The following is a 26,054-nucleotide window of genomic DNA, read 5'->3' on the forward strand; positions in this document are numbered from 1 at the left end:
GGTCAATGCACCAGGGTCGAGGCGGCGGCGGTGTATTGCGCCATCCAGGTTTCAAAAGCTTGCGCCGCCAACGGCCGGCTGATCAGGTAGCCCTGAGCGGTATCGCAACGCCAGCGCCCGAGCAGTTGCAGGCTACGCTCGAATTCGACACCCTCGGCCACGACCTTGAGACCCAGGCTGTGGCTCATCTCAATGGTCGAGCGCACGATTACCGAGTCCTCACTGGCATCGTCCAGGTCACGGATAAACGACTGATCGATCTTCAACTCCTGCACCGGCATGCGTTTGAGCTGCGTCAGTGAAGAATAGCCCGTACCAAAGTCGTCTACCGACAGGCTGATGCCGCACGCCCGCAGACCATGCAACACCTGCAGGGCAAGCTCGGGATTAAGCATCACCCCGCTTTCGGTGATTTCAAATATCAGCTGCTCGGCCGGTACTTGGTACTTGGCCAAGAGTGCGCTGACCCGCGCCGGCAACTCTGGATCGATCAGGTCTTCGGTAGAGATATTCAGCGACACCTGCACGTGCAGGCCGCGCTCAGCCCACTCGCATAGCTGGCGCATGACCTCCTCGATCACCCAGGAGGTCAACAGCTGGATGCTGCCGGTACGCTCGGCCAGCGGAATAAATTCCCCCGGCGAGACCATACCCAGCACCGGATGCTGCCAGCGCAGCAAGGCTTCAGCCTGACGCACCTGGCCAGCGGCAATGTCCAATTTCGGCTGATAGTGCAGCAGCAGCTCGGCTTTGTCCGGCGCATGGCGCAGATCCCGGATCAAGCGAATCTGCCGCTGCTGGGCATCATCGCGGCCGCGCTGGTAGACCTGCAGATGGCTGGCCATGCCGGCTGCATCCTGCATGGCAATGCTCGCCCGGCGCAGTAACTCTTCCGGGGCGCTGCCATCAACCGGGTAGCTGGCAATGCCGATGCGGCAATCCAAGGCGAAATCATGGGTGGCAACACGCAACGGCTTGAGCAGCAATTGCTGCACCTTGTCGGCGATGCCCACGGCGTTGTCACTGTCGGTGTTTTCCAGCAGCAGGAGAAACTCGTCACCGATAATCCGCGCCACGCTATCGCCGGGGCGCAGAATCGCCTGCAGGCGCCGGCTCAACTGCTGCAGCGCCAGGTCGCCGCCCTCTGTACCGAGGCTTTCATTAACTGCACGAAAATTCGCCACACCCAGGTAGAGCAACGCCGTAGGCCGCCCCGCGGTGATCGCGCTACCCAGACGCTCCAGCACCAGGGTGCGGTTGGGCAGGCCAGTTAGCGCATCATGTAAAGCGTTGTGCGCCAGTTGCCGCTCACGCTCGGCAATCCCTTGCTGCATGGCCTTGAAGGCGATGGCCAAACGCCCCAGCTCATCGCCGCGCTGCAGGTCCAGGCTGGCCTGGTAATCACCCTGGCGCACCCGCTCGGCGACGGCCGCCAATTGCTGAACTGGCTGAGATACCGAGCGAGCCAGCAACAAGGCGCCGCCCAGGGACGCAGTCAGCGCCACCAGGGCAATCAGCAGAATATCCTGATCGAGTGGCGCAAACGCCTGTTGCGCCTGACTTAGGGACTTGTGCAGCAACGCCCGCACTTCAAAGCCTTCACCACTGGCCAGTACCAGGGTCTGATTAAGGTAGGACTCGTCACCGATCAGGCTTATCGCATCATTGGCCAGTTCGGCCATGCTGTCTTGCAGCTGCTCACGCTGCGCAGGCCGTAAGGTGCTGATCCAGATATCGGCCACACCGTCCTGGGTCGCTTGCAGGGTCAGATCCAGGTGGGTCAGTTCACGTAGCTCGGCGGCAAATACATCATCAACTTCAAAACCCATCATTACTCGGGCAATCGGCAACGGTGCGGTAACCGTGGCCTGCACCAGCAAGTAGATCTTGTCGGCAATCGGCATCAGAAATATCTGTACACCCTCGCGCTGGCGCTGCATCACCTGGGCACTCAGGCGCTTGGCCGTGTCGCCGCTGATCTGCCGATCAGTGCTGACTTCCAGGTTGCCATCCAGCCCCAGCATCATGACTGCGCTGGCGTTGATCCGCGCGCCATGGTTGGCCAGAGCCGAGCGAATAGTCTCTGTGTCGCCACTGGCGACGGCATCCTTGAAACCAAAATCGGCGGCCAACACCTGCACCGCGTCGTGCAATTGGCGACCGCGCACTTCGAGCAACTGCTGAAATACCAGGCTACCGACATCCAACTGCTCACGCGCCTGACTGCGTACGGCAGCATTGGTGGCGGTTTGTACAGCCACATAGAGTGCGCCGACCACCACTAACAGCAGCAGTACCAGTACACCGGCTATACGCGCCTGGAAACTATTGCGCAGCATCACGAGCCTTCTTGAACGCATCACCAAAGGCGCTGGCCGGCGCACTGGGAGTTGCTTGGCTGGCGGGGGCCTGCATGGTTAGGGTAAAGCGCTGCTTGCTACCGGCCTCCGTCAGCTGCACCTGGCCGGCGGCCTGCGGCAACATATCCGGGGCTTGTGGGTGCCACAGGCTGGCGGTGTAGGTCCCGGCTGGCAACTGTTCAAGGTTGAGTTTGCCCTGCGCATCACTCACAGCGAACCACGGGTCGTCGGTGACATAGACATAGCCCAGCATCCAGTCATGAATGTTGCAGCCAAGCACCACCACACCGGGCTTATCGAAAATCACCGGCGCGCTCCGTGTGCCCTGATACAGGCGCAGCTCAAAGCGTTTAGCGAGGGAGAACGAATAGACGTGATGACGGATATTGTCGCTATTGGGGAACGACACCGAGGTGCCACTGCGCACTGCCAGCACAGTTGGCGCGAACTGTTGCGAGCGTTGATCCATTATTGCAGTAGCAGGTGCAACCACAGGTGCAACCTCGCTGCGCAAACTGAGCACGGCATTGGCCAAAGGCTGTCCTTGGCTATCCACCAGCTCGGCTTGCAGGCTCGCGGCGTGCAGTGGCGCACTTAGCAGCAACATTCCGAGCAGTGAAAACGCGAACAATGGATGCAGGTGCTTGCTCATCAAGACTACTCGTACTTTAGGGACGCACTTGAAGGGGACAGCATCCTTGCCCAGGCACAGTAAATGTCTCTGTGAGCCACAGCTTAGCCGCCAGCGTGAAGAAGTTCACGCTTGATCGGCAACCACAACTTGATGATCACCGCCAGCCAAGGCGGTCAGCGTGGGTTTATTCGGCGCTGCGCAGGCGTTTCGGCGTCAGACCCAGGTAGCGGCGCATGGCGGTGGTCAGCGCGCTCTGGCTGGAGAAACCGCACTCTTCCGCAATCCGAATCAGCGGCAGGCCGCTCTCGCGCAACAGTCGCACGGCGCGGTCCAGGCGGGTTTTCAGCAGGTATTGATGCGGCGTCAGGCCGACGCTGTCCTTGAACTGCGCATGGAAATGACTGGGGCTTAGGCAAGCCACCTGCGCCAACTCGGCCACGCTGATACGCCGCGCCAGATGCTCGACGATATAGCTGTCGATTCTTTCCAGTTTCAGCGCCCCCACGGCCCGCACACGAGACTCACCGAACAGGCGCAGGTGCAAGGCACGCAGCAGCACGCCGCCCAGCGCGCGGGGCAGTAGCGGATCGGAGCCATACCGCTCCAGCTCGGCCCCGGCATAGCTCAGCAGGTTCTGGAAATCAGCATCCAGCTGCGGGTAACGCGGGGTTTCAAACAGACGGGTGAGCAATTGCAGGTCTTCGCTGGAAGTGCCCTGCTCATCCAGGTCGATGATCAGCATGCGGTTATCACCCATGCCGGCGAACTGGTGATCGGCATCCCCCGGCACCAGGCAGGCGCGCATGCGGCATACCTCGCCACCCCTGCCATTGACCTCAAATTCGGCACGCCCTGCCAGCGACAGCACCAGTTGATGATGGTCGTGGGTGTGTTCGTGGGCCTGGTCATCAAGACGCATCAAACGCGCGTTGAACATGAAAAGTGCAACCCTGAATATCAGAGGTGCAACTTTAACCCTTTGCCCGGTAAAACTGCAGCCCGCACGACAAATGGGCAGACCCCGCACCAAAAATTTCCCACGTCATTAAAAGCGCCCAAGCACAGGGCAATCAATTGACCGCCAACGGATTAAAAGTGCACAAATCGGACCTTTGTAAGGACTGGCAAGGGATTTGCTGTGCTTGTCTGCCCCTTGCGCAACGTTCGGGATCAGGAAACCAGCTTATGGCTCTCAGCATTGCTCTCGCGCTGGTATTGGCGCTGTTACTCGCCGGCCACTACCTCAGCCGGCTCGCCGGCAAACGCCACCAGCAGTATCTCAACGAGCTGCAAGCTGCGTTGCTGCAACGCGCCATCGACCTGCTGCAGAACCTGCAAAAACACCGCAGCCTGGGCGCCCAACAAGATCTGCTCAGCACCAGCCAGCGCAACGCTCTGGCCCGCCAACTCGATCAACTCTGGCTGAACTGGCCCGGCGCAAGCCTTGCCATTGCACCACTGCAGCAGGACTGGCCACGCCTGCGGCGCAACCCGGCGGACTTTGCCGCGCATTGCCAGGTGATCGATGGATTGCTGGAGGTGATCGCAACACTCGAATCCCGCCTGTACCTGGCTGGCAACTCACACGTACAGGGCATCGCCCAGGCTTGTCATGGCCTGGAAAATCTCGCCCGCCTACGCGGCCTGAGCGTGCGCGCAGCCAATTACAGTCAGTGCCCGCCAAGCCTGAAACAGCAGATTCAACAGCTTTTTGTGCAACTGGAACAATCACCCGTCGGCGCGTCTTTGCAGCAGGTGCTGCAGCGGCTGGAGCATGAACTGATCGGCAGCCGCCAAATACGCCTGGCGCCGCACGAATGTTTTGCCCTGCTCACACCCCTGATTGACGAATACGCCCAGCACTTGCGTGCGCCACTGCAGGCGACATTCGCCGCCCAGGCTCCCGCGGAGCAGCCCTAGCGGCTATGCTGGCAGCCTCGACATTCGCCAGGAGCTCACCATGCTTGTCCCCCGCCTGACAGTGGCACTCAGCCTCGTACTGCTTGCCGCCTGCGCGCAAAAGCCCAGCAGCGTTACCCTGGAGCAGGACCAGCAGAACAAATGCCCGCTGTCGCTGCACGTCGGCCAGCAATTTAACCTGCGCCTGCCAAGCAACCCCACTACCGGCTTTCGCTGGCTGCTGCGTGATTCCGCGCCGCAGGTTCTGAAAAGCCTCGGCCCCGAGGTCTACAGCAACCCGGAAGACGCTGGCCTGGTCGGCAGCGCCGGGGTTTCCACCTGGCGTTTCGAGGTCGCACAAGCTGGCGAAGGGCAATTGGCCCTGAGCTATGAACGCCCCTGGGAAGTCGGCGTGGTACCCGCCCAGCGCTTCAACTGCACGATCAAGGCTCGTTAGTACTGGCGCGAAATGCTGACTTGAGTGGCACCCACGGCGTGGCCAGTTAATCCGCGACACGCCATAGTGCTGGCCTTCGAGCATTAAGGACTAGGGCCATGCGTTATCTGCTGCTGAGTTTGCTGGGCGCTACAGTCTTTCTCTTTGCAAGGCTCAGTGACCTGAGTGAACTGGGCCTGCTTAGCAAAGGCATCCCGGTGATTGCCCTGCTGCTGTGGCTGAGAAATGCGCCTAAAGGCCAGTATCGACGCTGGCTCAGCATCGGCCTGCTCTGCTCACTGGCGGGCGATATCCTGCTCGACTGGCCCGCTGATCTGTTCGTCTTCGGTCTCGGCGCCTTCCTCCTTGCCCACCTGGCCTACCTGCGTGCCTACCTGAGCGACTGCAAGCAACCTGCCTGGTTCGCCTTGCTGCTTGCCCTTGCCACCGGCGGAATAATGTTCGCCACACTCGCCAGCGCCAATCTGGGACCACTGCTGATCCCTGTGGCCTGTTATGCCCTGGCCATCAGCGCGATGCTCTGGCGCGCCCTCGCCCGCCTCGGCCAGCCCGGCCTGAACACCACCTCGACACGCCTAGCCGCCATTGGCGCTGCGCTGTTTGTGCTGTCCGATAGCCTGATTGGCATCAACCGCTTTGTCGCCCCCTTCGAGGCCGCGCCAATGGCGATCATGCTCAGCTACTGGTTGGGGCAATGGGGCATCGCGGCATCAGCCTTCAAACAGCCCCACAATCCGGCACTAACCTGACCCGTACGCTGCTTTTTGCGACCAATAGCGCCAATCAACGTTTGGCTATACCGCGTACTTGGCTAAAATGCCCGGCTTTATCGACCAGTGCGTAGCCATCGTGAGCAAACAGCCCGACCGTCTTTTCGCCCAACCCCTGGCCCAGGTGCCGGACTTCGTGTTCAACGAAGATGTGGTTCGGGTCTTCCCCGACATGATCAAACGCTCGGTGCCGGGCTACCCGACCATTGTCGAGAATATCGGCGTGCTCGCTGGCCAGTTCGCCCAACCGCACAGCGTGCTGTATGACCTTGGCAGCTCGCTGGGCGCAGTGACCCAGGCGCTGCGCCGGCATGTGCAGATCGAGGATTGCCGGGTGATCGCCGTGGACAACTCCAGCGCCATGGTCGAGCGCTGCCGCGAGTATCTGCACGCCCAGGACTCGATGTTTCAGGAATTGCTGCCGGTTGAGGTGATCGAGGCCGACATTCTCAGCCTCGATTTCCAGCCAACCTCGCTGGTGGCATTGAACTTCACCCTGCAATTTATCCAGCCCGAACAACGCCTGGAATTGCTCACGCGGATTCGCCAGGCCTTGCTGCCCGGTGGTGCACTGATCCTCTCGGAAAAACTGCAGTTCGAAGATGCCGGGCAACACGCCTTGCTGGGCGATCTGCATATCGCCTTTAAACGTGCCAACGGCTACAGCGAGCTGGAAATCGCCCAGAAGCGCAGCGCCATTGAAAAAGTCATGTTGCCCGACAGCCTGGAACAGCATCGCGAACGCCTGCTGGCCGCCGGATTCAGCCAGGTGGTGCCATGGTTCCAGTGCCTCAACTTCGCCTCCTTGATTGCCCTGCCATGATCAGCCGCCTCGACCTCGACGCCCTGCAAGCCGCGCTTGCTGGCACCCCACTGCAAGACTGGTCAGCCGGCCTGCCCGGACAAATCGACGCCAAACTGGCAGTCGGCCATGGCGACCTGCCGCGCTGGTACGGCGCGGTACAAGCCCTGCCAGATCTGAACGTCGAACAGTTGGAACTGCTGCACAGCTTCACCTTTAGCGGCAACTGCGACGAACCAACCCGCGCCGCGCTGAAAACGGCCTTGCAGGGTCTGATTCCTTGGCGCAAGGGACCGTTTCATCTGTTTGATGTGCATGTCGACACCGAATGGCGTTCGGACTGGAAGTGGCGGCGGGTCGCACCCTGCCTCGACCTCAAGGGTAAGTGCGTGCTGGATGTCGGTTGCGGCAACGGCTACTACATGTGGCGCATGCTCGGCGCGGGTGCTGAGAGTGTGGTCGGTATTGACCCCAACTGGCTGTTCCTCTGCCAATTCCTGGCTATGAAGAACTACCTACCCGACCTGCCGGCCTGGCATCTGCCGCTGGCCTTTGAGGAACTGCCAAGCAAGCTGCAGGGCTTCGATACGGTATTTTCCATGGGCGTGCTCTATCACAGGCGCTCGCCCATCGATCACCTGATTGATCTCAAGGACTGCCTGGTCAAAGACGGCGAACTGGTGCTGGAAACCCTGGTCGTGGAAGGCGATGCCCAGCAGGTGCTGGTGCCCGAAGACCGCTACGCGCAGATGCGCAACGTCTGGTTCCTGCCGTCGGTGCCAGCGTTGGAACTGTGGCTACGCCGCGCCGGCTTTGTCGACGTGCGCTGCGTGGATGTCAGCACCACCAGCGTGGATGAACAGCGCTCGACCGAATGGATGCGCTTTCAGTCGTTGCCCGAGTTTCTCGACCCAGCCGACCATAGCCGCACGGTCGAAGGCCTGCCGGCACCCAGCCGCGCTGTGCTGATCGCCCGCAAACCGTAACCCCGATACACCTCAACTCCCGGTGAGTTGGCGCTTACCACTTATGGATGGCGGACAAGCCTGGGGCATGCCCGCCCTACTCACCGGCTCAGCTGCGATTGGCCGCCGCAACGATCAACTGCTTCATCTCCACCACCGCCTGCTTAAAGCCAACGAATAGCGCATGCGCCACCAGCGCGTGGCCGATGTTCAGCTCATTAATCCCGGCAATCGCCGCCACCGGCTCGACATTGTGGTAATGCAAACCATGGCCGGCGTTGACGATCAGGCCATGAGCCACGCCGCAGCCCACCCCATCACGAATCCGCGCCAACTCGCGCGCAGCCTCTTCAGGTGTATGGGCATCAGCATAACGGCCCGTGTGCAGTTCGATGGCCGGTGCGCCGACGCGCTTGGACGCCTCGATCTGCTGCGGGTCCGGATCGATAAACAGCGATACCTCACAGCCAATCTTGCTCAGGCGCTCGACCGCTGCGCGAATCCGCGCCTCCTGCCCGGCGACATCCAGACCGCCTTCGGTGGTCAGCTCCTGACGAGTTTCCGGTACCAGGCAGACGTGCTCGGGGCGAATGCTTTCGGCGAAAGCGAGCATTTCCTCGGTGACGCCCATCTCGAAGTTCATGCGCGTTTGCATGACTTCCTTGAGCAGGCGCACATCACGCTCCTGGATATGTCGGCGATCTTCACGCAGGTGCACGGTGATGCCGTCGGCACCAGCCTCTTCAGCGTCCAACGCGGCCTTCACTGGGTCTGGATAGCGGGTGCCACGAGCCTGGCGCAAGGTGGCCACATGGTCGATGTTTACTCCCAGCAGAATACGATTGGCATCAGTCACGGTTCGGCTCCTTGAGCGTCATAAACAGTTCACGGCTGACCAGCGGTCGACCGCCTAAATGGGGTGCCAGGGCCTGACGCATCAGGCGTTTGGCTGCAGCAAGAGCGCCCGGCGCAGTCCAGTCAGCTTCGGCCATGGCCAGCAGTTCAGCACCTTGAAACACGCCCGGCTGCAGATGTCCTACTGGCACCAATCCGGTTTCAGTATGCAGTCGATACAAACCCGTTTCGGCTATGGGTTGACCTTCGCTGTCCAGGTCAAGGGCGAAACCATAGCCCAGCTGATCTAGCAGACGCCATTCAAAAGAGCGCAACAAGGGTTCCAGGGCACGACCTTGGGCCAAGGCCAGAACGGTCATGGCGTAATGCTGGAAAATCGTCGGGTGCGGATCTTCGGCAGGCAGCAAGCGAATCAGCAGCTCATTAAGGTACAGGCCACTGAACAGCGCCTCACCCACCAGCAGATTGGGTATGCCGGCAGGGTCGAGACGCCCCACATTCTTTAGCTCACCCCGCCCGCGAAACTCGGCTTCCAGCGGAATAAATGGCCGCGCCAAGCTACCAGCCTTACCACGAGCGCCACGCAGTACGGCACGCAAGCGGCCTTGCGGGGTAAGGAAATCCACCAGCGCGCTGCTTTCACGGTAAGCGCGGCTGTGCAGAACATAAGCAGGCTGACTGTCTGCAAGCATGGCCGGTGGCGACTCAATTTGATGGGGCGCAGGAACGGGCGAAAGGGCGCGCCCGTGCGAGGCTAGATGTTGTCGTAACCCAGGGAGCGCAAGGCGCGCTCATCGTCGGACCAACCGCTTTTGACCTTGACCCAGAGGTTGAGCATGATTTTGGAGTCGAACATTACTTCCATATCCTTGCGCGCCTCCTGGCCAATGCGCTTGATACGCTCGCCCTTGTCGCCAATGATGATCTTCTTCTGACCATCACGCTCCACCAGAATCAGCGCATGGATGTGCAGGATGCGTCCGTCGCGCTTGAATTCCTCGATTTCTACGGTGATCTGATACGGCAACTCGGCACCGAGTTGACGCATGATCTTCTCGCGCACCAACTCGGCGGCGAAGAAGCGGCTGGAGCGGTCAGTGACCTGATCTTCCGGGAAGAAGTGCACGCCTTCCGGCAAATGCTCGCCGACCAGCTTTTCCAAGGTATCTAGGTTGTGCCCGTGTTGTGCAGAGACCGGCACGATCTCCGCATTCGGCAGCTGGGTAGCCAACCACTCCAAGTGCGGCATCAACTCAGCTTTGTCTTCAATGCGGTCGGTTTTGTTGATCGCCAGAATCACCGGGCCTTCGACGTATTGAATACGCTCGAGCACCATCTGGTCCTCATCGGTCCAACGGGTGCGATCAACCACGAAGATCACTACGTCGACATCCTTCAGCGCCGACGAGGCGTTCTTGTTCATATAGCGATTGAGCGCTTTCTCGTTGTTCTTGTGCAGACCGGGGGTATCTACATAGATGGCCTGCACCTCACCTTCGGTCTTGATGCCGAGCATGTTGTGCCGAGTGGTCTGCGGCTTGCGCGAGGTGATCGCGAGTTTCTGGCCGAGGATGTGGTTAAGCAGCGTCGACTTGCCCACGTTTGGCCGGCCGACGATGGCGACATAGCCACAGCGTGTAACAGGTGAATCAGTCATTGCCATTCTCCACACCCAGGGCGATCAACGCGGCAGCGGCCGCAACCTGCTCGGCGATACGCCGGCTGGCACCCTGCCCCAGGGTTTTATCATTCAGTAAGGTAATCTGACACTCGACCACGAATGTCCGACAGTGCGGCTCACCCTGGATATCCACCACTTCATAGCGTGGCAGCTCACAGCCGCGCGACTGCAGAAATTCCTGCAGACGGGTTTTCGGGTCCTTGTTGGTATCAACCAAGGTCAAACTGTCCAACTCAGTAGTCAACCAAGCCAACACCCGCTCGCGAGCTGCATCCATCCCGGTATCCAGATAGATAGCACCGATCAGCGCTTCCAACGCATCGGCAAGAATCGACTCACGGCGAAAGCCACCGCTCTTCAGCTCGCCGGAACCCAGGCGCAGGTACTCGCCCAGATCAAAGCCACGAGCCAGAATGGCCAAGGTCTCGCCCTTGACCAGGCGCGCACGCAGACGTGACAGCTGCCCTTCGCGGGCCAATGGAAAGCGCTGGAACAGCGCCTCGCCGGCAACAAAGTTGAGAATGGCGTCACCGAGAAACTCCAAGCGTTCGTTATTGCGCCCGGCGAAACTGCGATGGGTAAGGGCCAGAATCATCAGCTCCTGGTCCTTGAAGGTATAACCGAGCTGCCGCTCGAGACGGGCTAACGACGCACTCACGGCATACGCACGCGGAATTCTTTATCAAAATGCACCACTAGATCAATATTCTCTATCAGGGGCTCACGCTGCTCATATTTCAGATGTGCTCGAAACTCATTATTCTCAACTTTAATCTTGAGCGCATCTCTAATATTCAAACTACGAATATTGTTGACTTGTATACCCCTATCAACATGGCTATAGAAATCACCAACTGTACGGATCTGTAGGGCCTTTTCTGTTTCTACTGACATGATGATCTTTTTTATTGACATATAGTCAAGGTAATGGGGCAAAACCTTAAAAGCCGCACTGGCCAAAAAAGCAACTACAGCCAGCACCATCAACCAACTAAGAATCGACATCCCCTTTTGCGAATGCGCAGATTTCATATTTGTCCCCAAATTCGAGTTATGTGAGAGCCGTTACGGCTGGAGGCAAGACTATATATAGCCTGCGACGCTGTATTTAACAGCGTCGCAAATTCGGCAGCAGGTCAGTGAATCAGGCCTACGCGGGAGAAATTCGGCAGGTTGCGCGACTTCGGATCCGGCCAGCTCATCCAGATGGCAAAGGCTTTGCCGACAATATTCTGGTCCGGAACCATGCCCAGCAGCGGCTTGGGGATGGCCGGATCATTCCAGTAGCGGCTGTCATTCGAGTTATCGCGGTTGTCGCCCATCATAAAGTAATGTCCCTGCGGCACGACCCACTCGCGACCTGGCTCTACTCGATAACGCTGCATTTCCTTACGGATCTGGTGCTCTGCCTCACCAAGTTTTTCGTTATACAGCGTCGCACTGCCCAGGCTGCCAGGCTCATCGCCGATCAACTGCTGCGCCACAGACTCGCCATTGATGGTCAGACGTTTATCACTGCTGTAGGCAATACGGTCACCGGCCAAACCCACCACACGCTTGATGTAGTTGATATTAGGATCGCTTGGATAACGAAACACCATCACATCGCCACGTTGCGGGTCGCCTACCTCAATCACCTTGGTGTCCAGCACGGGTAAGCGAATGCCATAGGCGAATTTGTTAACCAGAATAAAATCGCCCACTTCCAAAGTCGGCTTCATCGAGCCGGATGGAATCTGGAAGGGCTCGACAAGAAACGAGCGCAGCACCAGCACGATGGCCAGTACTGGGAAGAACGACTTGCCGTACTCCACCAGCAAAGGCTCTTTGTTCAAACGCTCCATCACCGCCTCATCAGGCTCGCTGACCTGGCCGTGGTAGGTGCTGATAGCGGCTCGCCGGCGCGGGGCCAGAAAGATCAGGTCGAACAACGCCAGCGCGCCACAAACGGCGACGGCGATAACCAGTAACAGCGGGAAATTGATCGACATAGGACCTTAACTATCCAACTTGAGCACAGCGAGGAAGGCTTCCTGTGGAATTTCCACGTTACCAACCTGCTTCATGCGTTTCTTACCGGCCTTCTGCTTTTCCAGCAGCTTGCGCTTACGACTGACATCACCACCGTAGCATTTGGCCAATACGTTCTTGCGCAGCGCCTTGACCGTAGTCCGCGCAACGATCTGCCCACCAATTGCAGCCTGAATAGCCACGTCAAACATCTGCCGTGGAATCAGCTCTTTCATTTTCTCAGTCAGCTGCCGGCCTTTGTAGTGAGCATTGTCCTTGTGCACGATCAGGGCCAGGGCATCCACCTTGTCACCATTGATCAACACATCCAGCTTGACCAGATTGGCCGACTGATAGCGATCAAAATGGTAGTCCAGCGATGCATAACCACGGCTGGTGGATTTCAGACGATCAAAGAAGTCCAGCACCACTTCGTTCATCGGCAGATCATAGCGAACCTGAACCTGAGAACCGAGGAACTGCATATCGCGCTGCACGCCGCGCTTTTCGATGCACAGAGTGATGACATTACCCAGATGCTCCTGCGGCACCAGGATAGTGGCCTGCACGATGGGTTCGCGGAAGTCCTCGACCGAGGAGACATCCGGCAGCTTGGACGGGTTGTCGACGTAAATCGTTTCGCCGTTCTTGAGCAAGACCTCGAAGATTACACTAGGCGCAGTGGTGATCAGATCCAGATCGTATTCACGCTCCAGGCGCTCCTGGATGATCTCCATATGTAGCATACCGAGGAAGCCACAACGGAAGCCGAAGCCCAGTGCGTCGGAGCTTTCCGGCGAATACTGCAATGACGAATCGTTCAGGGTCAACTTCTGCAACGCATCACGAAAATCTTCGAAATCCTCAGAGCTGACCGGGAATAGACCAGCATAGACCTGCGGCTGGATACGCTTGAAACCGGGCAGCATTTCGACATTCGGCGTAGCAGCCAGGGTCAGGGTGTCGCCCACTGGCGCACCGTGAATATCCTTGATGCTGGCGATGATAAAGCCCACCTCACCGGCCTTGAGGTCAACGGTCGCAGTGTGCTTTGGATTGAACACGCCGACGCTATCGACCAGGTGCACCTTGCCGGTGGACTTGACCAGCACCTTGTCACCCTTCTTGATCCGGCCATGGCGTACACGTACCAGGGAAACCACGCCCAAGTAGTTGTCGAACCAAGAGTCGATGATCAGCGCCTGCAGCGGCGCCTCGATATCACCGGTTGGAGCCGGAATGGTGTGCACCAGACGCTCAAGTACTTCATCGACGCCCAGGCCGGTTTTGGCGCTGCAAGTCACCGCATCAGTGGCATCAATACCAATGATCTTCTCGATTTCTTCCTTGACCCGGTCCGGATCGGCCTGCGGCAAGTCGATCTTGTTCAGCACCGGCATGACCTCAAGGCCCTGCTCGATGGCGGTATAGCAGTTGGCTACCGACTGCGCTTCCACACCCTGACCGGCATCGACCACCAACAATGCGCCTTCGCAAGCAGCCAGGGAGCGGCTGACTTCATAAGTGAAGTCGACATGGCCGGGGGTATCAATAAAGTTCAGCTGGTAGGTGATACCGTCTTTAGCCTTGTAATACAGGGTTACGCTGTGCGCCTTGATGGTGATCCCGCGCTCACGCTCCAGATCCATGGAGTCCAGCACCTGGGCCTCCATTTCACGGTCGGCCAAGCCGCCACACATCTGGATAAACCGGTCGGCCAAGGTCGACTTGCCGTGGTCAATGTGGGCGATGATGGAGAAATTGCGGATATGACTCAAATCACTCACGGATCAACACTCAAAAAGGTCGCAGGCGACTGCCCGCCGAAAATAGCCGCGAAGTGTACCCGAAAGCCACCTTGTACGTCATCAAGACCGCGCGGCAGCCCTATGTAAAAGGGCGACCGAAGTCGCCCTTTTACTCTGCCTGCGCCGTTAGTCGGCCAGCTTGAAGGTGATAAAGCTCGCGCGCCCCTGACGCAACACACGCATCGACACAGAACGATTCTTCGGCAGCGCCTGCGCAACCTCGGTAAAGGTCTTGGCCGAATTGATCGCCTGATTGTTCAAGTGAGTAATCACATCGCCCGGACGTAAGCCGATCAAGGCAGCCGGACCATCCTGCACCTCGGAGATGACCACGCCACCTTTTAGATCAAGGCTCTTTTCTTGCTCAGCGGTCAACTCAACCACCTTGACACCTAGGCGATTACTACTGCGCTCAACACCAGGTGCAGTATTACCCGCAATGGTTTCGCCATCTTCAGGCAGCGCACCGATGCTCATTTTCAGTTTTTTACGCGCGCCATCACGCACAACATCCAACTCAGCCGTGGCACCTGGCTTGAGCGCACCAACCAGATGCGGCAGATCAGCGGACATGATAATTGGCTTGCCATCCAGGCTAAGAATCACGTCTCCGACCTGTAAACCGCCCTTGGCTGCCGGACCATCCTCCAGCACCTGCGCCACCAACGCACCGGCCGGTTTATCCAGGCCAAACGACTCAGCCAGATCCTTGTTCACTTCCTGAATCACCACACCCAGCCAGCCGCGACTGACCTTGCCTTCGGTCTTCAGCTGATCGGCAACATCCATGGCCACACTCATCGGGATGGCGAACGACAGCCCCATAAAGCCGCCGGAACGGGTGAAAATCTGCGAATTGATACCCACCACTTCGCCGGCCAGGTTGAACAGCGGGCCACCGGAGTTACCCGGATTGATCGCTACGTCAGTCTGAATAAACGGCACATAGCTCTCGTTCGGCAGGCTGCGACCTTTGGCGCTGACGATCCCTGCGGTCACCGAGTGATCGAAACCAAATGGCGAACCAATCGCCAAGACCCACTCACCGACCTTCAGCTCTTCCGATTTGCCCAGCTTGACGGTTGGCAAGCCAGCACCCTCAACCTTGAGCAGCGCAACATCACTGCGCGGGTCAGTCCCGACCAGCTTGGCTTCCAGCTCACTGCGGTCCGACAGACGCACGATGATTTCATCGGCATCGGCAATCACATGATTATTAGTCAGCACATAGCCATCAGCGGAAATGATAAAGCCCGAACCCAGCGACTGGGCTTCACGCTGGCGACCACCGCCGGGATTACGCGGCACCTGCGGAATATTGCGCTCGAAGAACTCGCGGAACATCGGCGGCAAACCTTCAAGATCGGGCGCGTTGAGCTGACCACTGCCAGCCACCGCGCGATCTGGCACCTTTTGCCGAGTACTGATATTGACGACCGCCGGTGAGGCCTGCTCAACCAGCTCGGTGAAATCCGGCAGGCTCGCCTGAGCAAACAGTGCCTGCCCCATCAGCAGTACGGCACATAACGCAATAAATGAAGATTTCAGACCAGGCTTCGACATACAACTCCCCATCAGGCCAGCAAAAGTCTTAAAACGCTGCTGCGGCACTAGCAAGCAATGCACGCAACACCACAGGTTGCAAAGCCGGATCACCGGCCGTAACACGGCTGCGCCAGCGCACAGCACAGCAAGCAAACAGAAAACCGCACAGCGCGCTGAGTATTACCCAGGGCTCAGTCAAACCCGCCTGCTCAGCCACTACAGCCGCAGCAAACAAGCCGGACAAGGGCAGCAGATATACCAGCAGTGAGCCGCGAACCAGCAGGTCCTCATGCACACCAATGATGACCGCATCTCCCACATTCAGCTGCAAATCCGATAGCGCACGCACATAACCACGACGACCGCTTGCCCCGAGCTGATCAAGCAAGCCCTGGCCGCAACCGGCTTTGACGGAACAACTGGAGCAGGTGCTTTTGCGCAGGGTTTCGACCCAGACAGCGCCGGACTCAACAGCCACAACTCGCCCCTGCTCCTCGATCACTGCGCTGCCTCAGCCGCCGAGCGTATCGACAAGGCCACTCGTTCAGCCGTACCCAACGGAATTTCGCCAACTACGGTGACCATCACGTCACCATCATCAGTCTTCAACCGGCGCGAAACCGCCACAGTCGGCCCCAACTGAGTTCGGACATCCTCAACAACAGCGCCGCGTAGCGCTTCTATAAATACAGAAAAACGCGCCAAACCATCGTCATATACCTGACATGCAACTGGTTCATCCGATGCAGGGCTGCGGCGCTGGGTAACCGAACTCAGGCTAAAGCCTGGCGGCAACCAGTCAGAGCGCCAGGCTTCGACAGCATCCAGTTGAGCAGGAGACAAACGCACCGGGCGACACCCTGCACCAGGCTCAAGGCTAGAGGCGGTGGGGACTTCAGTTTGTAGTTGAGTAAACTGGAAACGCTCGAGTAGCTGCCCCTTGTCGTTGACCAGCAAGGACTTGAGCGGCAAGCCGGTTTGCTGATCAAGGTGCAGTTCGATGCCATAACGATGCTGATCGCGCGGCACCAGCGCCAATACACTGGTAGCTCGCCCCGCCACACGGGACTTACCGAGCACTCGCAGCTCATACCACTCACTCAGCTGCTCGGCATCCAACGCCCGGGCAGGCCACAGCTGACTGTCGATCAATTGATCAGCCAGTGCACCGCTGGCGCATTGCACCTGCCCATCGACACGCAACACTTCCTGCGCGGAGCCATCCAGCTGAAGCAGGCGCTCACGCAAAGCACCGCCATCACCGACTCGATGCCAGATGCTATGCGTCGAAAAACTACCATTGCGCTCGTAAACAAAGGTGCCTTGAAAGCTCTGCGTGCGCTCGGCATCCGCCAAACGCTGGAGCAAGGCCTGACCTTCATCGGCAACTGCCGGCAACGCCAACCAGCTGCCCAGCAACAGAACGCTTAAAGGAATAAAGCGCATGCGATTCCTTAATAACGAGCCGTTAACGGTTTTCCAGACTGGCGGCGCGCGCATATGGCAGCGCACCTTCACTCATGCTCATGGCTGCCTGCTGCGCATGCTGGCGCAGATAGGCCGGCAAACGCTGCTCATGCCAGCCTGGCTGACCCTGACCCACAGCGCTAGCCGCAGGAGCGGGCAGCTCTTCAGAGGTATTGAAGCCTGCCAGCATGGCCGGCCCGCTAACCTGGGGAATATTCAGCACCGGCTGATTAGCCTGCTGCGCCAACTGCGCACCGGTGATGTAGTCCTGGTTGTACAGGCGCACACCCGCCAGCACCGCCAACGTGACCGAAGCTGCAACAGCCAGGCGACCTACGGTGCGCCAAGGACCACGCTGCGCTTGTTGCGCAACGGGGGCAACATCGTCAGCCAGAGCAGCAGATACAGCAGCAGCGATGTCCAGCCGCGGCTCAAGCAGCTCTTTATGCATGACCGCACGAGCAATCTGGTAACGCGACCAGGTTGCGCGCAGCTCAGGGTCATCACTAGCCGCCAGCACGCGCCTTAGTTCAAGTTCATCCGCTTGGTTATCCATCACCGCGGACAGCGATTCCTGCAGGGTTTCACGACTCATGGCGGTTCCTCTCTTGGCTGACGCCGCTGTCTCAGGTTTCCTGCAGCAACGGCTGCAGGGATCGATCAATAGCCTCACGCGCCCGAAAAATTCGCGAACGCACGGTGCCGACTGGACACTGCATGACGCTGGCAATGTCCTCGTAACTCAGACCATCAAATTCACGCAAGGTTAGCGCTGTGCGTAAATCTTCCGGCAACTGCTCGATGCTGCGGTGTACGGTGGCCTCGATCTCGTCGCGCAACAGTGCACGCTCCGGCGATTCGATGTCCTTGAGGGCATGGTCACCGTCATAGAACTCAGCATCCTCAGCACTTACATCACTGTCTGGCGGGCGCCGACCACGCGAGACCAGATGGTTCTTCGCCGTGTTGATGGCGATGCGGTACAGCCACGTGTAGAACGCGCTGTCACCACGGAAATTACCCAACGCCCGATACGCCTTGACGAAGGCTTCCTGCGCCACATCCTGTGCCTCATGGGTGTCATGCACAAAACGCACGATCAACCCGAGAATCTTGTGCTGATACTTGAGCACCAATAGATCAAATGCACGCTTGTCGCCACGCTGTACGCGCTCAACCAGTTGCTGATCATCTTCCTGGGTTAGCATGAAAACTCCTCATAAGGTTTGAAGGAGCGCAACGCCAACCCTTTACTCGGTCTGCCAAAGTAGACTTGGGCATTGCGCAAAAGTTCTCTCCTTCAAACAAGCTTCCTGCAGAACACTTAAAAGTCCTGCACGGAACAGCGCAGCAAAGGGACTCCACTGCTGCGCTTGTAGTCTGGATCACCCGCCGGCTAGGCAAAAACCGCAGGCCCGTTGTAAAGCTGCCTGACACAGGCGAATTTCCATCTAAACAACCGCCTATGGAACCCGAAACACTTAAAAAGTTCCCGAGTAACGCACTTGGTCATAAGCCGGCTATTGTGCCGTCCACCCCCTCTATATACTAGGGGCCGCTTTTCGCGGAATTCGAACATGAGCCAACATTACCAACACGACGTTCTGGTTATCGGTAGCGGTGCAGCAGGCCTGACTCTGGCCCTCACACTGCCTGAGAACCTGCGCATTGCCGTACTGAGCAAGGGCAACCTGTCCAACGGCTCGACCTATTGGGCGCAAGGCGGCGTGGCAGCGGTGCTGGACGATACCGACACCATTGAGTCGCACGTCGAAGACACCCTCAATGCTGGTGGCGGCCTGTGCCGCGAGGACGCCGTACGCTTTACCGTCGAGCACAGCCGCGAAGCCATCCAGTGGCTGATCGACCAGGGCGTACCCTTTACTCGCGACGACCAAACCGCGCGCGAAGACGGCGGTTTCGAATTCCACCTGACCCGCGAAGGCGGCCATAGCCACCGACGCATCATCCATGCCGCCGACGCCACTGGCGCAGCAATCTTCAACACTTTGCTCGAACAGACCAAGCAACGCAGCAATGTCGAACTGCTGGAGCAGCGCGTCGCCGTCGATCTGATTACCGAGCGCAAACTCGGCCTGGAGGGCCAGCGTTGCCTGGGCGCTTACGTGCTCAATCGCGCCAGCGGCGAGGTCGACACCTTCAGCGCGCGCTTTGTGATTCTCGCCACCGGCGGCGCGGCCAAGGTTTATCTCTACACCAGCAACCCCGACGGCGCCTGCGGTGACGGCATCGCCATGGCTTGGCGCGCCGGCTGCCGAGTTGGCAACCTGGAGTTCAACCAGTTCCACCCGACCTGCTTGTACCACCCCAAAGCCAAGAGTTTTCTGATCACCGAAGCGTTGCGCGGTGAAGGCGCACTGCTCAAGCTACCGAACGGCGAGCGCTTTATGCCGCGCTTCGATGCGCGGGCCGAACTGGCGCCACGGGATATCGTCGCCCGCGCCATCGACCATGAGATGAAACGCCTGGGGATCGACTGCGTATTCCTCGATATCAGCCATAAACCGGCTGATTTTGTGAAATCGCATTTCCCCACCGTGTATGAACGCTGCCTGGACTTCGGTATCGACATCACCAAAGAGCCAATTCCAGTGGTACCGGCTGCGCATTACACCTGTGGCGGTGTGCTGGTCGACCAGAGCGGCCGCACCGATGTACCCGGCCTGTACGCCATCGGTGAAACCAGCTTTACCGGCCTGCATGGGGCCAATCGCATGGCCAGCAATTCGCTGCTGGAATGCTTCGTCTATGCCCGCTCGGCAGCGCAGAACATTGTTGCGCAGCTGGAGCAGATCAGCATGCCCAGCGACCTTCCCAGCTGGGACGCCAGCCAGGTGACCGACTCCGATGAAGACGTGATCATTGCGCACAACTGGGATGAACTGCGGCGTTTTATGTGGGACTACGTCGGCATCGTGCGCACTAACAAGCGCTTGCAGCGCGCCGAGCACCGGGTACGCCTGCTGCTCGATGAAATTCACGAGTTCTACAGCAACTACAAGGTCAGCCGCGACCTGATCGAGCTGCGCAACCTGGCCCAGGTTGCCGAATTGATGATTCGCTCAGCCATGCTGCGCCACGAAAGCCGCGGCCTGCACTACACCCTGGACTACCCACAGCAGCTGGCCGAGGCAAAGGACACTATTTTGCTGCCGCCCACCTATGGCGACTGAATTTCAGCCGCACTCGTAAGCGCCGATGCTGATCACGGGCCAGGCTGTCACGGGCGATGCAGGCCGAACGCACGCGACGCTGTCCGGCCAGACGAAAGCGCAACAACACTATCAACGGTAAGGCCAGGCTATCGGGATGCAACTCGATAGCCTGCCAGCCCTGCGCCGCACTGTGCACCTGCCAACCATCGGCCGAACAGCGCAGCGCACGGTAGGCCGAAGGCGAACTCAGCAGCAGATGCCGCGGCAGCACCCAAGCGGCATGGGCGAGACAGAAACCAACCCCGAGTACAAGTGCCCAAAGGTGGATATCCACCAGCGCCAGGCTAAGCAGCGCCAGCCCTTGAATCAGGGCATAGCAGGCCAGCAGCTGCCGTGAGGGCAGCCACTGGCATTGCCAATCATCACTTCGGCTGGACACGGTCCAGAATCATCCGAACCATGCGCTTAAGATCAGCATCTTCCGGCTCAGCACGCTGCATAAACCAGCCGAACATGTCCTGATCTTCGCATTCAAGCAGCTTGCGATAACGCTCGCGATCATCGGCATCGAGGTGTGGGTACACCTCCCTGACGAACGGCACCAACAGCACATCCAGCTCCAGCATGCCGCGGCGGCTGTGCCAAAAAAGACGATTGAGTTCAACCGAGTCAACCATGGGTATGCTCCTTGGATAAGGCGCGCAGTATACCGATGAAAAGCGCCCCTGTTGATCGTGTGCATCAGCCGACTAGGCAATGTCCGTAAGCGAAGCAGCGGCAAGCGCTGACAAGGCGCGAGGCGCGCTCTATGATGAGCCCCCTAACTTTTATCCAGCGATACCTAACCCACCATGGCCGATACCGCGTTTTATTGCACCCTCAGCCACGAAGGCATCCTTGCCGTACGCGGCCCCGATGCCAACAAGTTCCTCCAGGGCCAGGTCACCTGCAACCTCAACTACTTGAGCGACAGCCATTCCAGCCTGGGCGCGCGCTGCACACCCAAGGGCCGCATGCAGTCGAGCTTTCGCATCCTCAGCGTGAGTGACGGCTACCTGCTGGCGATGGCCAGCGATTTGCTGGAAGCACAACTGACTGACCTGAAGAAATACGCCGTCTTCAGCAAATCCAAACTCACCGACGAAAGCCAAAACTGGCTGCGTATCGGTTTAAGTGGTGGCGATGACGCCCTGCGCAGTCTCGGCCTGGAGCTTGCAAAGACCACTGACAGCGTGGCCCGCAGCGATGAACTGCTGGCCCTGCGCCTAAGCGACGGCCGTGCCGAGCTCTGGTTACCCGCCAACCAGGCCGCAGCCATACAGACGCAACTGGCCAGCCACCTGCCTGAAGCTCCGCTCAATGACTGGCTACTGGCACAAGTACGCGCAGGGATCGGCCAAGTCATGGCCAGTACCCGCGAGCTGTTTATTCCGCAGATGATTAACCTGCAAGCCGTGGGCGGCGTGAGCTTCAAGAAAGGCTGCTACACCGGCCAGGAAATCGTTGCGCGCATGCAGTACCTGGGCAAACTCAAACGTCGCCTGTATCGCCTGGAACTACACGATAGCCAAGTGCCAGAGCCGGCCACTGCGCTGTTTTCGCCCAGCCACACCTCCAGCGTCGGTGAAGTGGTGCTGGCAGCACGCAGCCCGGCCGGCTTTGAACTGCTCGCCGTATTACAGGACGAAGCCGCACTGAATGGCGTTATTCACCTGGGCTCTGTCGAAGGCAACACGCTGAGCGTGCTCGATTTGCCGTATACACTGGACTCAGACCGCGAAATACAGCGCTAAGCACTTACTACACTTATTACTATTGCCTGACCGCCTAAAGAGAATTGCCCATGAGCAAGCTTGCCGAGAAAGTCCAAAAGGAACTGACCCAGGCCATCGACAGCGATGAACTGGTACTGCCGACCCTGCCGGAGGTCGCGTTGAAGGTCCGCGAGGCGGCAGAGGATCCGGACATCGGCATCCCGCAACTGAGCAAGGTGATTGGTAACGACGCCGCCCTGACTGCGCGCATCATCAAGGTGGTGAACAGCCCGCTGCTGCGCACCAACAAGGAAATCACCGACCTGCAAATGGCAGTCGGTCGCCTCGGCATCAACTACACCTGCAACCTGGCCACGGGCCTGGCGATGGAGCAGATGTTCCAGGCCACCAGCGATGTGGTTGACCGAAAAATGCGCGAAGTGTGGAATAAAAGCACGGAGATCGCCGGCATCTGCCACGTTCTGTGCAAACACTACACCCGCCTGCTGCCGGATCAGGCAACCCTCGCCGGCCTGGTGCATCAGATCGGCGTGCTGCCGATCCTCACCTACGCCGAAGATCACAGCGAACTGCTGGCTGACTCGATCAGCCTCAACCACGTGATCGAGCAGATTCACCCGATCATCGGCGATAAAATCTTGCGCGCCTGGGAATTCCCCGAACTGATTGCCATGGTGCCTAGCCAGTACCTGGACTTCACCCGCGACAGCGCCAAGGTCGATTATGTCGATATCGTCCAGGTCGCCACCCTGCAAAGCTACCTGGGCAGCGAGCACCCTTACACCCAGCTGGACTGGAGCCAGATCCCTGCGTTCCGCAAGCTCGGCCTGGACCCAAGCCAGAACCTGAATGAAGACGAAGACCTCTCCGCCGCTATGGAAGCGGCCATGAGCATGCTTCAGTAAAGCCCCTCACGCGCATGCAGCCGAATGCAACTAGACTGAATACAGTCCCCGCAATCGGCATACGGCTCATGCGCACTCTGCTGTTATCCGTTCTGTTCAGCCTGTTTTGCGGTGCTTTGGCCGCTGCAGAATCGGTGCGCCTGACCAACGGTGAATGGCCGCCTTATCTGGGCGAACAACTGCCGCACAAGGGCGTTGCCTCACGCATCGTCGCCGAAGCTTTTGCCCTGCAGGGCATCGACGTGGCCTGGGAGTTCCACCCCTGGGCGCGTTCGCTGCAACTGGCCGAGCGCGGTCAACGCGCCGGCAGCGCAGTCTGGCTGCGCAGCAACGAGCGTGAGAAAAAGTTCTTTATCAGCGACCCTGTGGTGGAAAGCGGTTACTACCTGTTCCACCGCAAGGGCTACAGCTTTGACTGGAAGCAGGTCAGCGACCTGCAAGGCCGGCGCCTGGTCGGCACTCGCGGCTATGACTACGGCGAAGCCTTTCAGCAGGCCGAAGCCATTGGGCAGCTGCGGGTCAATCGAGTGACCAGCGATGAAACCGCGTTTCGTCAACTGATTGCCGGTCGCGTCGATCTGTTCCCGATGGACAAGGTGGTCGGCTTCGACATGTTGCATCAACACTTCAGCGCCGCCGAACGTGCGCAACTGAGTTTTCACCCTAAGCCGCTACGCAGCGACAGCCTGCACCTACTGCTCTCGCGGGAAATACCCGGCAACGCCGAGCTGATCGTCCGTTTCAACCAGGGCCTAGCGCAGCTGCGCGAGAGCGGCAAAATCGCCCAGTACCTGCTGGAAATCCAGCAACCGCTGAGCCTGGCACCCTGACTTAGGCTTCTGCGCTGGCGAACTCGACGCGGACCAGCAAGCCCTGCGGCTGAGCCTGATGCAGGCTGATCTCGGCCTGATGCGCGCGGCATATCTCACCCACAATCGCCAAACCCAGCCCCGCCCCCGAACCCTTGTTGCTGCGTCGATAAAAGCGCGCAAAAACCCGCTGATGCTCCTCTGGCGGAATCCCCGGCCCGTCGTCTTCAACCTCCAGCACCCCAGTTGGCAAGACACGCAGAATCACATTGCCGCCAGCAGCAGTGTGGGCCAAGGCGTTATCCAACAGGTTGCACAACAGCTCATTGAGCAAAGTCGGCTCACCGCTGACCCACACCGGCTGCTCAGCCTCCAGCGCCAGAGAAATACCCCGCGCATGGGCCAGCGGCGCCAACGCCATACCCAACTCGCGCGCCAGCTGGCTGAGATCCAGACGCTGCGCACCACCCTCGGCAATTGCCTGCGCACCGCTTTCGATACGCGCCAGCGAAAGCAATTGATTGGCCAGATGGGTCAGCTTGTCGGTGTTTTGCGCCGCTTCCTCTAGCGTACTGCGCCACACCGCCGGCTCCTGAGCGCGCAAGCCCAGTTCGACCCGCGCCTTGAGCGCCGCCAAGGGTGTGCGCAGCTCATGGGAAGCATCGGCAATAAATTGCGACTGGCGCTCGAACAGGTTGCGCAGACGATCATTGAATTGGTTCAGCGCATCGATCAGCGGACGTAGCTCGCGTGGCATGCCAACATCCGACAACGGCTGCAGATCATCACTGGTGCGCGTCGCCACACTTCGCCGCAAGGCCTCCAGCGGGCGCAGCGCAGCGCTCACCGCCAGCCACACCAGCAACAAGGCACTCAGCGACAGCACGCCCATGCGCAGCAGAGTGCCGAGTAACAATTCGCGGGCCATGCGCTCGCGTGCGCCCTGGGTTTCCGCCACGCGGATTTCCGCGACACCATTGACTCCCGGCTCGCTGACCGGCTGCAGCAGGCTGACCACACGCACCCCCTGATTACGGAACTCGGCATCGTAGAAACGCGCCAACGCCGGATAATCCTCGGTGCGTTTGGTGCCCACTGGCGCCTGCGGTAAATCCTCATAGCCGGACACCAGCGCGCCCTGCACATCCAGGACTTGGTAGTAGATGCGCCCGGCGCTGTCATAGGCAAAGGTGTCCAGCGCCACATAGGGCACATTGGCATTCAGCCGTTCGGCGGTGGTGTACAGACCATCGGCAATCGCCCGCGCCGAGGCCAACAAAGTGCGGTCATAGGCGGTATCTGCTGCATGACGGGCACTCCAATAGGCGCTCAGGCTGCTGACAAACAGAATCAGCGCCAAGAGCAGCGCCAATCGGCGGATCAACCGCCCGCGCAGGCTGCCCGGCTGGTTCTCCACGGATTTTCCGTGCTCAGTCACCGACTGCCTCCAATAGATAACCCAGGCCACGGAAGGTGACGATGCGCACTCCGCCGCCTTCGAGTTTTTTGCGCAGACGGTGTACGTAGATTTCGATGGCGTCGCTGCTGGCCTCTTCGTCCAGGCCGAACACTTGGGCGGCCAGCTGCTCCTTACTCATCACCCGGCCCGGCCGGGCGATCATCGCTTCCAGCACCGCCTGCTCGCGAGAGGTCAGGGTCAGCAGGCCATCGGCCAGGGTAAAACGCCGGGTATCCAGGTCATACAGCAGATTGCCGCAGCGTTGCTGGCGTTCGCCACCGAGCACGGTGCGGCGCAGCAGGGCCTTAACCCGCGCCTCCAGCTCGCTCAGCTCGAAGGGTTTGGCCAGGTAATCATCGGCGCCGAGGTTAAGGCCATGTACGCGGTCCTTGACCTCACCGCGAGCGGTAAGCATCAGCACTGGCAGGGTATTGCCGCGCTCGCGCAGACGCGCCAACACCTGAAAACCGTCCAAACGCGGCAGGCCGATATCGAGAATCGCCAGGGCGTAATCCTCGCTTCCAAGGGCCAGATCAGCGGCTATGCCGTCATGCAGCATGTCCACGGTCAGCCCGGTGCCACGCAGGGCCTGAGCCACGCTTTCAGCCAGGGGCAGATGGTCCTCGACCAGCAGGATTCGCACGGTAATAGCACTCCACGAACTTGTTGTTATGTAC

The 26,054-nt window shown here is 59.3% G+C and carries 28 protein-coding genes; 9 read left to right on the top strand and 19 right to left on the bottom strand.

From position 1 onward, the window contains the following. Positions 1-2: 2 nt before the first annotated feature. The 3 genes from ACIGEK_RS14395 to ACIGEK_RS14405 form a co-directional block, all read right to left on the bottom strand. Positions 3-2,342 (bottom strand): putative bifunctional diguanylate cyclase/phosphodiesterase, encoded by a 2,340-nt coding sequence (locus tag ACIGEK_RS14395; RefSeq protein WP_397493941.1) that lies wholly within the window; start codon positions 2,340-2,342, stop codon positions 3-5. Beyond that, a complete protein-coding gene (locus ACIGEK_RS14400; RefSeq protein WP_397493942.1) occupies positions 2,326-3,012 on the bottom strand; it encodes a methylamine utilization protein in 687 nt (228 codons plus the stop codon). Before ACIGEK_RS14400 ends, ACIGEK_RS14395 begins: the two co-directional genes overlap by 17 nt. 166 nt (positions 3,013-3,178) lie before the next feature. Next, positions 3,179-3,931, bottom strand: coding sequence for a helix-turn-helix domain-containing protein (locus ACIGEK_RS14405; RefSeq protein ID WP_397493943.1), 753 nt, complete (start codon positions 3,929-3,931; stop codon positions 3,179-3,181). A 248-nt stretch (positions 3,932-4,179) separates the two neighbouring features. On the opposite strand from ACIGEK_RS14405, the gene ACIGEK_RS14410 reads away from it, so the two are divergent. From ACIGEK_RS14410 to cmoB, 5 genes are all read left to right on the top strand, one after another. Beyond that, the gene (locus ACIGEK_RS14410; RefSeq protein ID WP_397493944.1) at positions 4,180-4,914 is read left to right on the top strand and encodes a hypothetical protein; all 735 of its coding nucleotides are present in this window, start codon (positions 4,180-4,182) and stop codon (positions 4,912-4,914) included. Between the two features lie 40 nt (positions 4,915-4,954). Continuing rightward, positions 4,955-5,350: a protease inhibitor I42 family protein gene (locus ACIGEK_RS14415; protein ID WP_397493945.1), complete on the top strand. Its 396-nt coding sequence runs from the start codon at positions 4,955-4,957 to the stop codon at positions 5,348-5,350. Positions 5,351-5,448: 98 nt separating this feature from the next. Further along, complete coding sequence (locus tag ACIGEK_RS14420; protein ID WP_397493946.1) at positions 5,449-6,099, top strand: lysoplasmalogenase; 651 nt, start codon at positions 5,449-5,451, stop codon at positions 6,097-6,099. A gap of 67 nt (positions 6,100-6,166) precedes the next feature. Then, positions 6,167-6,943, top strand: a complete 777-nt coding sequence (gene cmoA, locus ACIGEK_RS14425; RefSeq protein WP_397494028.1) for a carboxy-S-adenosyl-L-methionine synthase CmoA — start codon at positions 6,167-6,169, stop codon at positions 6,941-6,943. Further along, complete coding sequence (gene cmoB, locus ACIGEK_RS14430) at positions 6,940-7,908, top strand: tRNA 5-methoxyuridine(34)/uridine 5-oxyacetic acid(34) synthase CmoB (protein WP_397493947.1); 969 nt, start codon at positions 6,940-6,942, stop codon at positions 7,906-7,908. Before cmoA ends, cmoB begins: the two co-directional genes overlap by 4 nt. Positions 7,909-7,996: 88 nt before the next feature. Here cmoB and pdxJ read toward each other — a convergent pair whose 3' ends face one another. The 12 genes from pdxJ to rpoE form a co-directional block, all read right to left on the bottom strand. Next, entirely contained in the window at positions 7,997-8,743 is a 747-nt protein-coding gene (gene pdxJ / locus ACIGEK_RS14435; RefSeq protein WP_397493948.1) for a pyridoxine 5'-phosphate synthase, read from the bottom strand. Beyond that, positions 8,736-9,434, bottom strand: coding sequence for a DNA repair protein RecO (gene recO / locus ACIGEK_RS14440; protein ID WP_397493949.1), 699 nt, complete (start codon positions 9,432-9,434; stop codon positions 8,736-8,738). Before recO ends, pdxJ begins: the two co-directional genes overlap by 8 nt. 62 nt (positions 9,435-9,496) lie before the next feature. Continuing rightward, positions 9,497-10,399 carry a GTPase Era gene (era, locus tag ACIGEK_RS14445; RefSeq protein WP_397493950.1) on the bottom strand — a complete coding sequence of 301 codons (903 nt, stop codon included), beginning with the start codon at positions 10,397-10,399 and terminating at the stop codon, positions 9,497-9,499. Continuing rightward, a complete protein-coding gene (gene rnc, locus ACIGEK_RS14450; RefSeq protein WP_160015377.1) occupies positions 10,392-11,081 on the bottom strand; it encodes a ribonuclease III in 690 nt (229 codons plus the stop codon). The genes era and rnc overlap by 8 nt, the downstream gene beginning before the upstream one ends. Further along, positions 11,078-11,455 carry a DUF4845 domain-containing protein gene (locus tag ACIGEK_RS14455; protein WP_397493951.1) on the bottom strand — a complete coding sequence of 126 codons (378 nt, stop codon included), beginning with the start codon at positions 11,453-11,455 and terminating at the stop codon, positions 11,078-11,080. Before ACIGEK_RS14455 ends, rnc begins: the two co-directional genes overlap by 4 nt. Before the next feature lie 104 nt (positions 11,456-11,559). After that, a complete protein-coding gene (gene lepB / locus ACIGEK_RS14460) occupies positions 11,560-12,414 on the bottom strand; it encodes a signal peptidase I (protein ID WP_397493953.1) in 855 nt (284 codons plus the stop codon). Between the two features lie 6 nt (positions 12,415-12,420). Next, positions 12,421-14,220 carry a translation elongation factor 4 gene (gene lepA, locus ACIGEK_RS14465; RefSeq protein WP_397493954.1) on the bottom strand — a complete coding sequence of 600 codons (1,800 nt, stop codon included), beginning with the start codon at positions 14,218-14,220 and terminating at the stop codon, positions 12,421-12,423. 147 nt (positions 14,221-14,367) lie between these two features. Then, positions 14,368-15,750: a DegQ family serine endoprotease gene (locus ACIGEK_RS14470; protein WP_397494029.1), complete on the bottom strand. Its 1,383-nt coding sequence runs from the start codon at positions 15,748-15,750 to the stop codon at positions 14,368-14,370. A gap of 82 nt (positions 15,751-15,832) precedes the next feature. Continuing rightward, positions 15,833-16,288 carry a SoxR reducing system RseC family protein gene (locus tag ACIGEK_RS14475; protein ID WP_397493955.1) on the bottom strand — a complete coding sequence of 152 codons (456 nt, stop codon included), beginning with the start codon at positions 16,286-16,288 and terminating at the stop codon, positions 15,833-15,835. Beyond that, entirely contained in the window at positions 16,285-17,232 is a 948-nt protein-coding gene (locus ACIGEK_RS14480) for a MucB/RseB C-terminal domain-containing protein (protein ID WP_397493956.1), read from the bottom strand. Before ACIGEK_RS14480 ends, ACIGEK_RS14475 begins: the two co-directional genes overlap by 4 nt. A gap of 22 nt (positions 17,233-17,254) precedes the next feature. After that, a complete protein-coding gene (locus ACIGEK_RS14485) occupies positions 17,255-17,848 on the bottom strand; it encodes a sigma-E factor negative regulatory protein (RefSeq protein WP_397493957.1) in 594 nt (197 codons plus the stop codon). 31 nt (positions 17,849-17,879) lie between these two features. Next, positions 17,880-18,461, bottom strand: coding sequence for an RNA polymerase sigma factor RpoE (gene rpoE / locus ACIGEK_RS14490; protein ID WP_090252003.1), 582 nt, complete (start codon positions 18,459-18,461; stop codon positions 17,880-17,882). Between the two features lie 369 nt (positions 18,462-18,830). Here rpoE and nadB point away from each other — a divergent pair, with 369 nt between their 5' ends. Then, on the top strand, positions 18,831-20,447 hold the full coding sequence (nadB, locus tag ACIGEK_RS14495) for an L-aspartate oxidase (RefSeq protein WP_397493958.1): 1,617 nt from the start codon (positions 18,831-18,833) through the stop codon (positions 20,445-20,447). Here the strand turns inward: nadB and ACIGEK_RS14500 are convergent. Beyond that, the gene (locus ACIGEK_RS14500; protein ID WP_397493959.1) at positions 20,416-20,868 is read right to left on the bottom strand and encodes a protein YgfX; all 453 of its coding nucleotides are present in this window, start codon (positions 20,866-20,868) and stop codon (positions 20,416-20,418) included. The genes nadB and ACIGEK_RS14500 overlap by 32 nt on opposite strands. After that, the gene (locus ACIGEK_RS14505) at positions 20,852-21,106 is read right to left on the bottom strand and encodes a succinate dehydrogenase assembly factor 2 (protein WP_397493960.1); all 255 of its coding nucleotides are present in this window, start codon (positions 21,104-21,106) and stop codon (positions 20,852-20,854) included. The genes ACIGEK_RS14500 and ACIGEK_RS14505 overlap by 17 nt, the downstream gene beginning before the upstream one ends. Before the next feature lie 174 nt (positions 21,107-21,280). Between ACIGEK_RS14505 and ACIGEK_RS14510 the strand changes: the two genes are divergently transcribed. The 3 genes from ACIGEK_RS14510 to ACIGEK_RS14520 all read left to right on the top strand — a co-directional run bounded on the left by ACIGEK_RS14510 (position 21,281) and on the right by ACIGEK_RS14520 (position 23,939). Next, entirely contained in the window at positions 21,281-22,222 is a 942-nt protein-coding gene (locus tag ACIGEK_RS14510) for a YgfZ/GcvT domain-containing protein (protein ID WP_397493961.1), read from the top strand. 50 nt (positions 22,223-22,272) lie between these two features. Then, on the top strand, positions 22,273-23,109 hold the full coding sequence (locus ACIGEK_RS14515) for an HDOD domain-containing protein (protein WP_397493962.1): 837 nt from the start codon (positions 22,273-22,275) through the stop codon (positions 23,107-23,109). A 68-nt stretch (positions 23,110-23,177) separates the two neighbouring features. Next, entirely contained in the window at positions 23,178-23,939 is a 762-nt protein-coding gene (locus ACIGEK_RS14520; RefSeq protein ID WP_397493963.1) for a substrate-binding periplasmic protein, read from the top strand. A gap of 1 nt (position 23,940) precedes the next feature. On the opposite strand, the gene ACIGEK_RS14525 is transcribed toward ACIGEK_RS14520, so the two are convergent. Together ACIGEK_RS14525 and ACIGEK_RS14530 are read right to left on the bottom strand one after the other, a co-directional pair. After that, positions 23,941-25,356 (bottom strand): sensor histidine kinase, encoded by a 1,416-nt coding sequence (locus ACIGEK_RS14525; protein WP_397493964.1) that lies wholly within the window; start codon positions 25,354-25,356, stop codon positions 23,941-23,943. Beyond that, positions 25,349-26,020: a response regulator gene (locus tag ACIGEK_RS14530; RefSeq protein ID WP_397493965.1), complete on the bottom strand. Its 672-nt coding sequence runs from the start codon at positions 26,018-26,020 to the stop codon at positions 25,349-25,351. Before ACIGEK_RS14530 ends, ACIGEK_RS14525 begins: the two co-directional genes overlap by 8 nt. Between the last annotated feature and the right edge of the window lie 34 nt (positions 26,021-26,054).

The sequence above is a fragment of the Pseudomonas sp. NPDC079086 genome (assembly GCF_044542155.1).
Classification (GTDB): domain Bacteria; phylum Pseudomonadota; class Gammaproteobacteria; order Pseudomonadales; family Pseudomonadaceae; genus Aquipseudomonas.

Bases quoted from the DNA above. Each gene is read 5' to 3' on its own strand.
- ACIGEK_RS14515 (WP_397493962.1), top strand. From the start codon at position 22,273: ATGAGCAAGCTTGCCGAGAAAGTCCAAAAGGAACTGACCCAGGCCATC.
- ACIGEK_RS14485 (WP_397493957.1), bottom strand. From the start codon at position 17,848: ATGAGTCGTGAAACCCTGCAGGAATCGCTGTCCGCGGTGATGGATAAC.
- ACIGEK_RS14455 (WP_397493951.1), bottom strand. From the start codon at position 11,455: ATGAAATCTGCGCATTCGCAAAAGGGGATGTCGATTCTTAGTTGGTTG.
- ACIGEK_RS14510 (WP_397493961.1), top strand. From the start codon at position 21,281: ATGGCCGATACCGCGTTTTATTGCACCCTCAGCCACGAAGGCATCCTT.
- ACIGEK_RS14410 (WP_397493944.1), top strand. From the start codon at position 4,180: ATGGCTCTCAGCATTGCTCTCGCGCTGGTATTGGCGCTGTTACTCGCC.
- ACIGEK_RS14400 (WP_397493942.1), bottom strand. From the start codon at position 3,012: ATGAGCAAGCACCTGCATCCATTGTTCGCGTTTTCACTGCTCGGAATG.
- ACIGEK_RS14520 (WP_397493963.1), top strand. From the start codon at position 23,178: ATGCGCACTCTGCTGTTATCCGTTCTGTTCAGCCTGTTTTGCGGTGCT.
- era (WP_397493950.1), bottom strand. From the start codon at position 10,399: ATGACTGATTCACCTGTTACACGCTGTGGCTATGTCGCCATCGTCGGC.
- ACIGEK_RS14415 (WP_397493945.1), top strand. From the start codon at position 4,955: ATGCTTGTCCCCCGCCTGACAGTGGCACTCAGCCTCGTACTGCTTGCC.
- cmoB (WP_397493947.1), top strand. From the start codon at position 6,940: ATGATCAGCCGCCTCGACCTCGACGCCCTGCAAGCCGCGCTTGCTGGC.
- ACIGEK_RS14480 (WP_397493956.1), bottom strand. From the start codon at position 17,232: ATGCGCTTTATTCCTTTAAGCGTTCTGTTGCTGGGCAGCTGGTTGGCG.
- ACIGEK_RS14470 (WP_397494029.1), bottom strand. From the start codon at position 15,750: ATGGGGCAGGCACTGTTTGCTCAGGCGAGCCTGCCGGATTTCACCGAG.
- nadB (WP_397493958.1), top strand. From the start codon at position 18,831: ATGAGCCAACATTACCAACACGACGTTCTGGTTATCGGTAGCGGTGCA.
- ACIGEK_RS14405 (WP_397493943.1), bottom strand. From the start codon at position 3,931: ATGTTCAACGCGCGTTTGATGCGTCTTGATGACCAGGCCCACGAACAC.
- lepB (WP_397493953.1), bottom strand. From the start codon at position 12,414: ATGTCGATCAATTTCCCGCTGTTACTGGTTATCGCCGTCGCCGTTTGT.
- ACIGEK_RS14420 (WP_397493946.1), top strand. From the start codon at position 5,449: ATGCGTTATCTGCTGCTGAGTTTGCTGGGCGCTACAGTCTTTCTCTTT.
- recO (WP_397493949.1), bottom strand. From the start codon at position 9,434: ATGCTTGCAGACAGTCAGCCTGCTTATGTTCTGCACAGCCGCGCTTAC.
- rpoE (WP_090252003.1), bottom strand. From the start codon at position 18,461: ATGCTAACCCAGGAAGATGATCAGCAACTGGTTGAGCGCGTACAGCGT.
- ACIGEK_RS14505 (WP_397493960.1), bottom strand. From the start codon at position 21,106: ATGGTTGACTCGGTTGAACTCAATCGTCTTTTTTGGCACAGCCGCCGC.
- cmoA (WP_397494028.1), top strand. From the start codon at position 6,167: ATGCCCGGCTTTATCGACCAGTGCGTAGCCATCGTGAGCAAACAGCCC.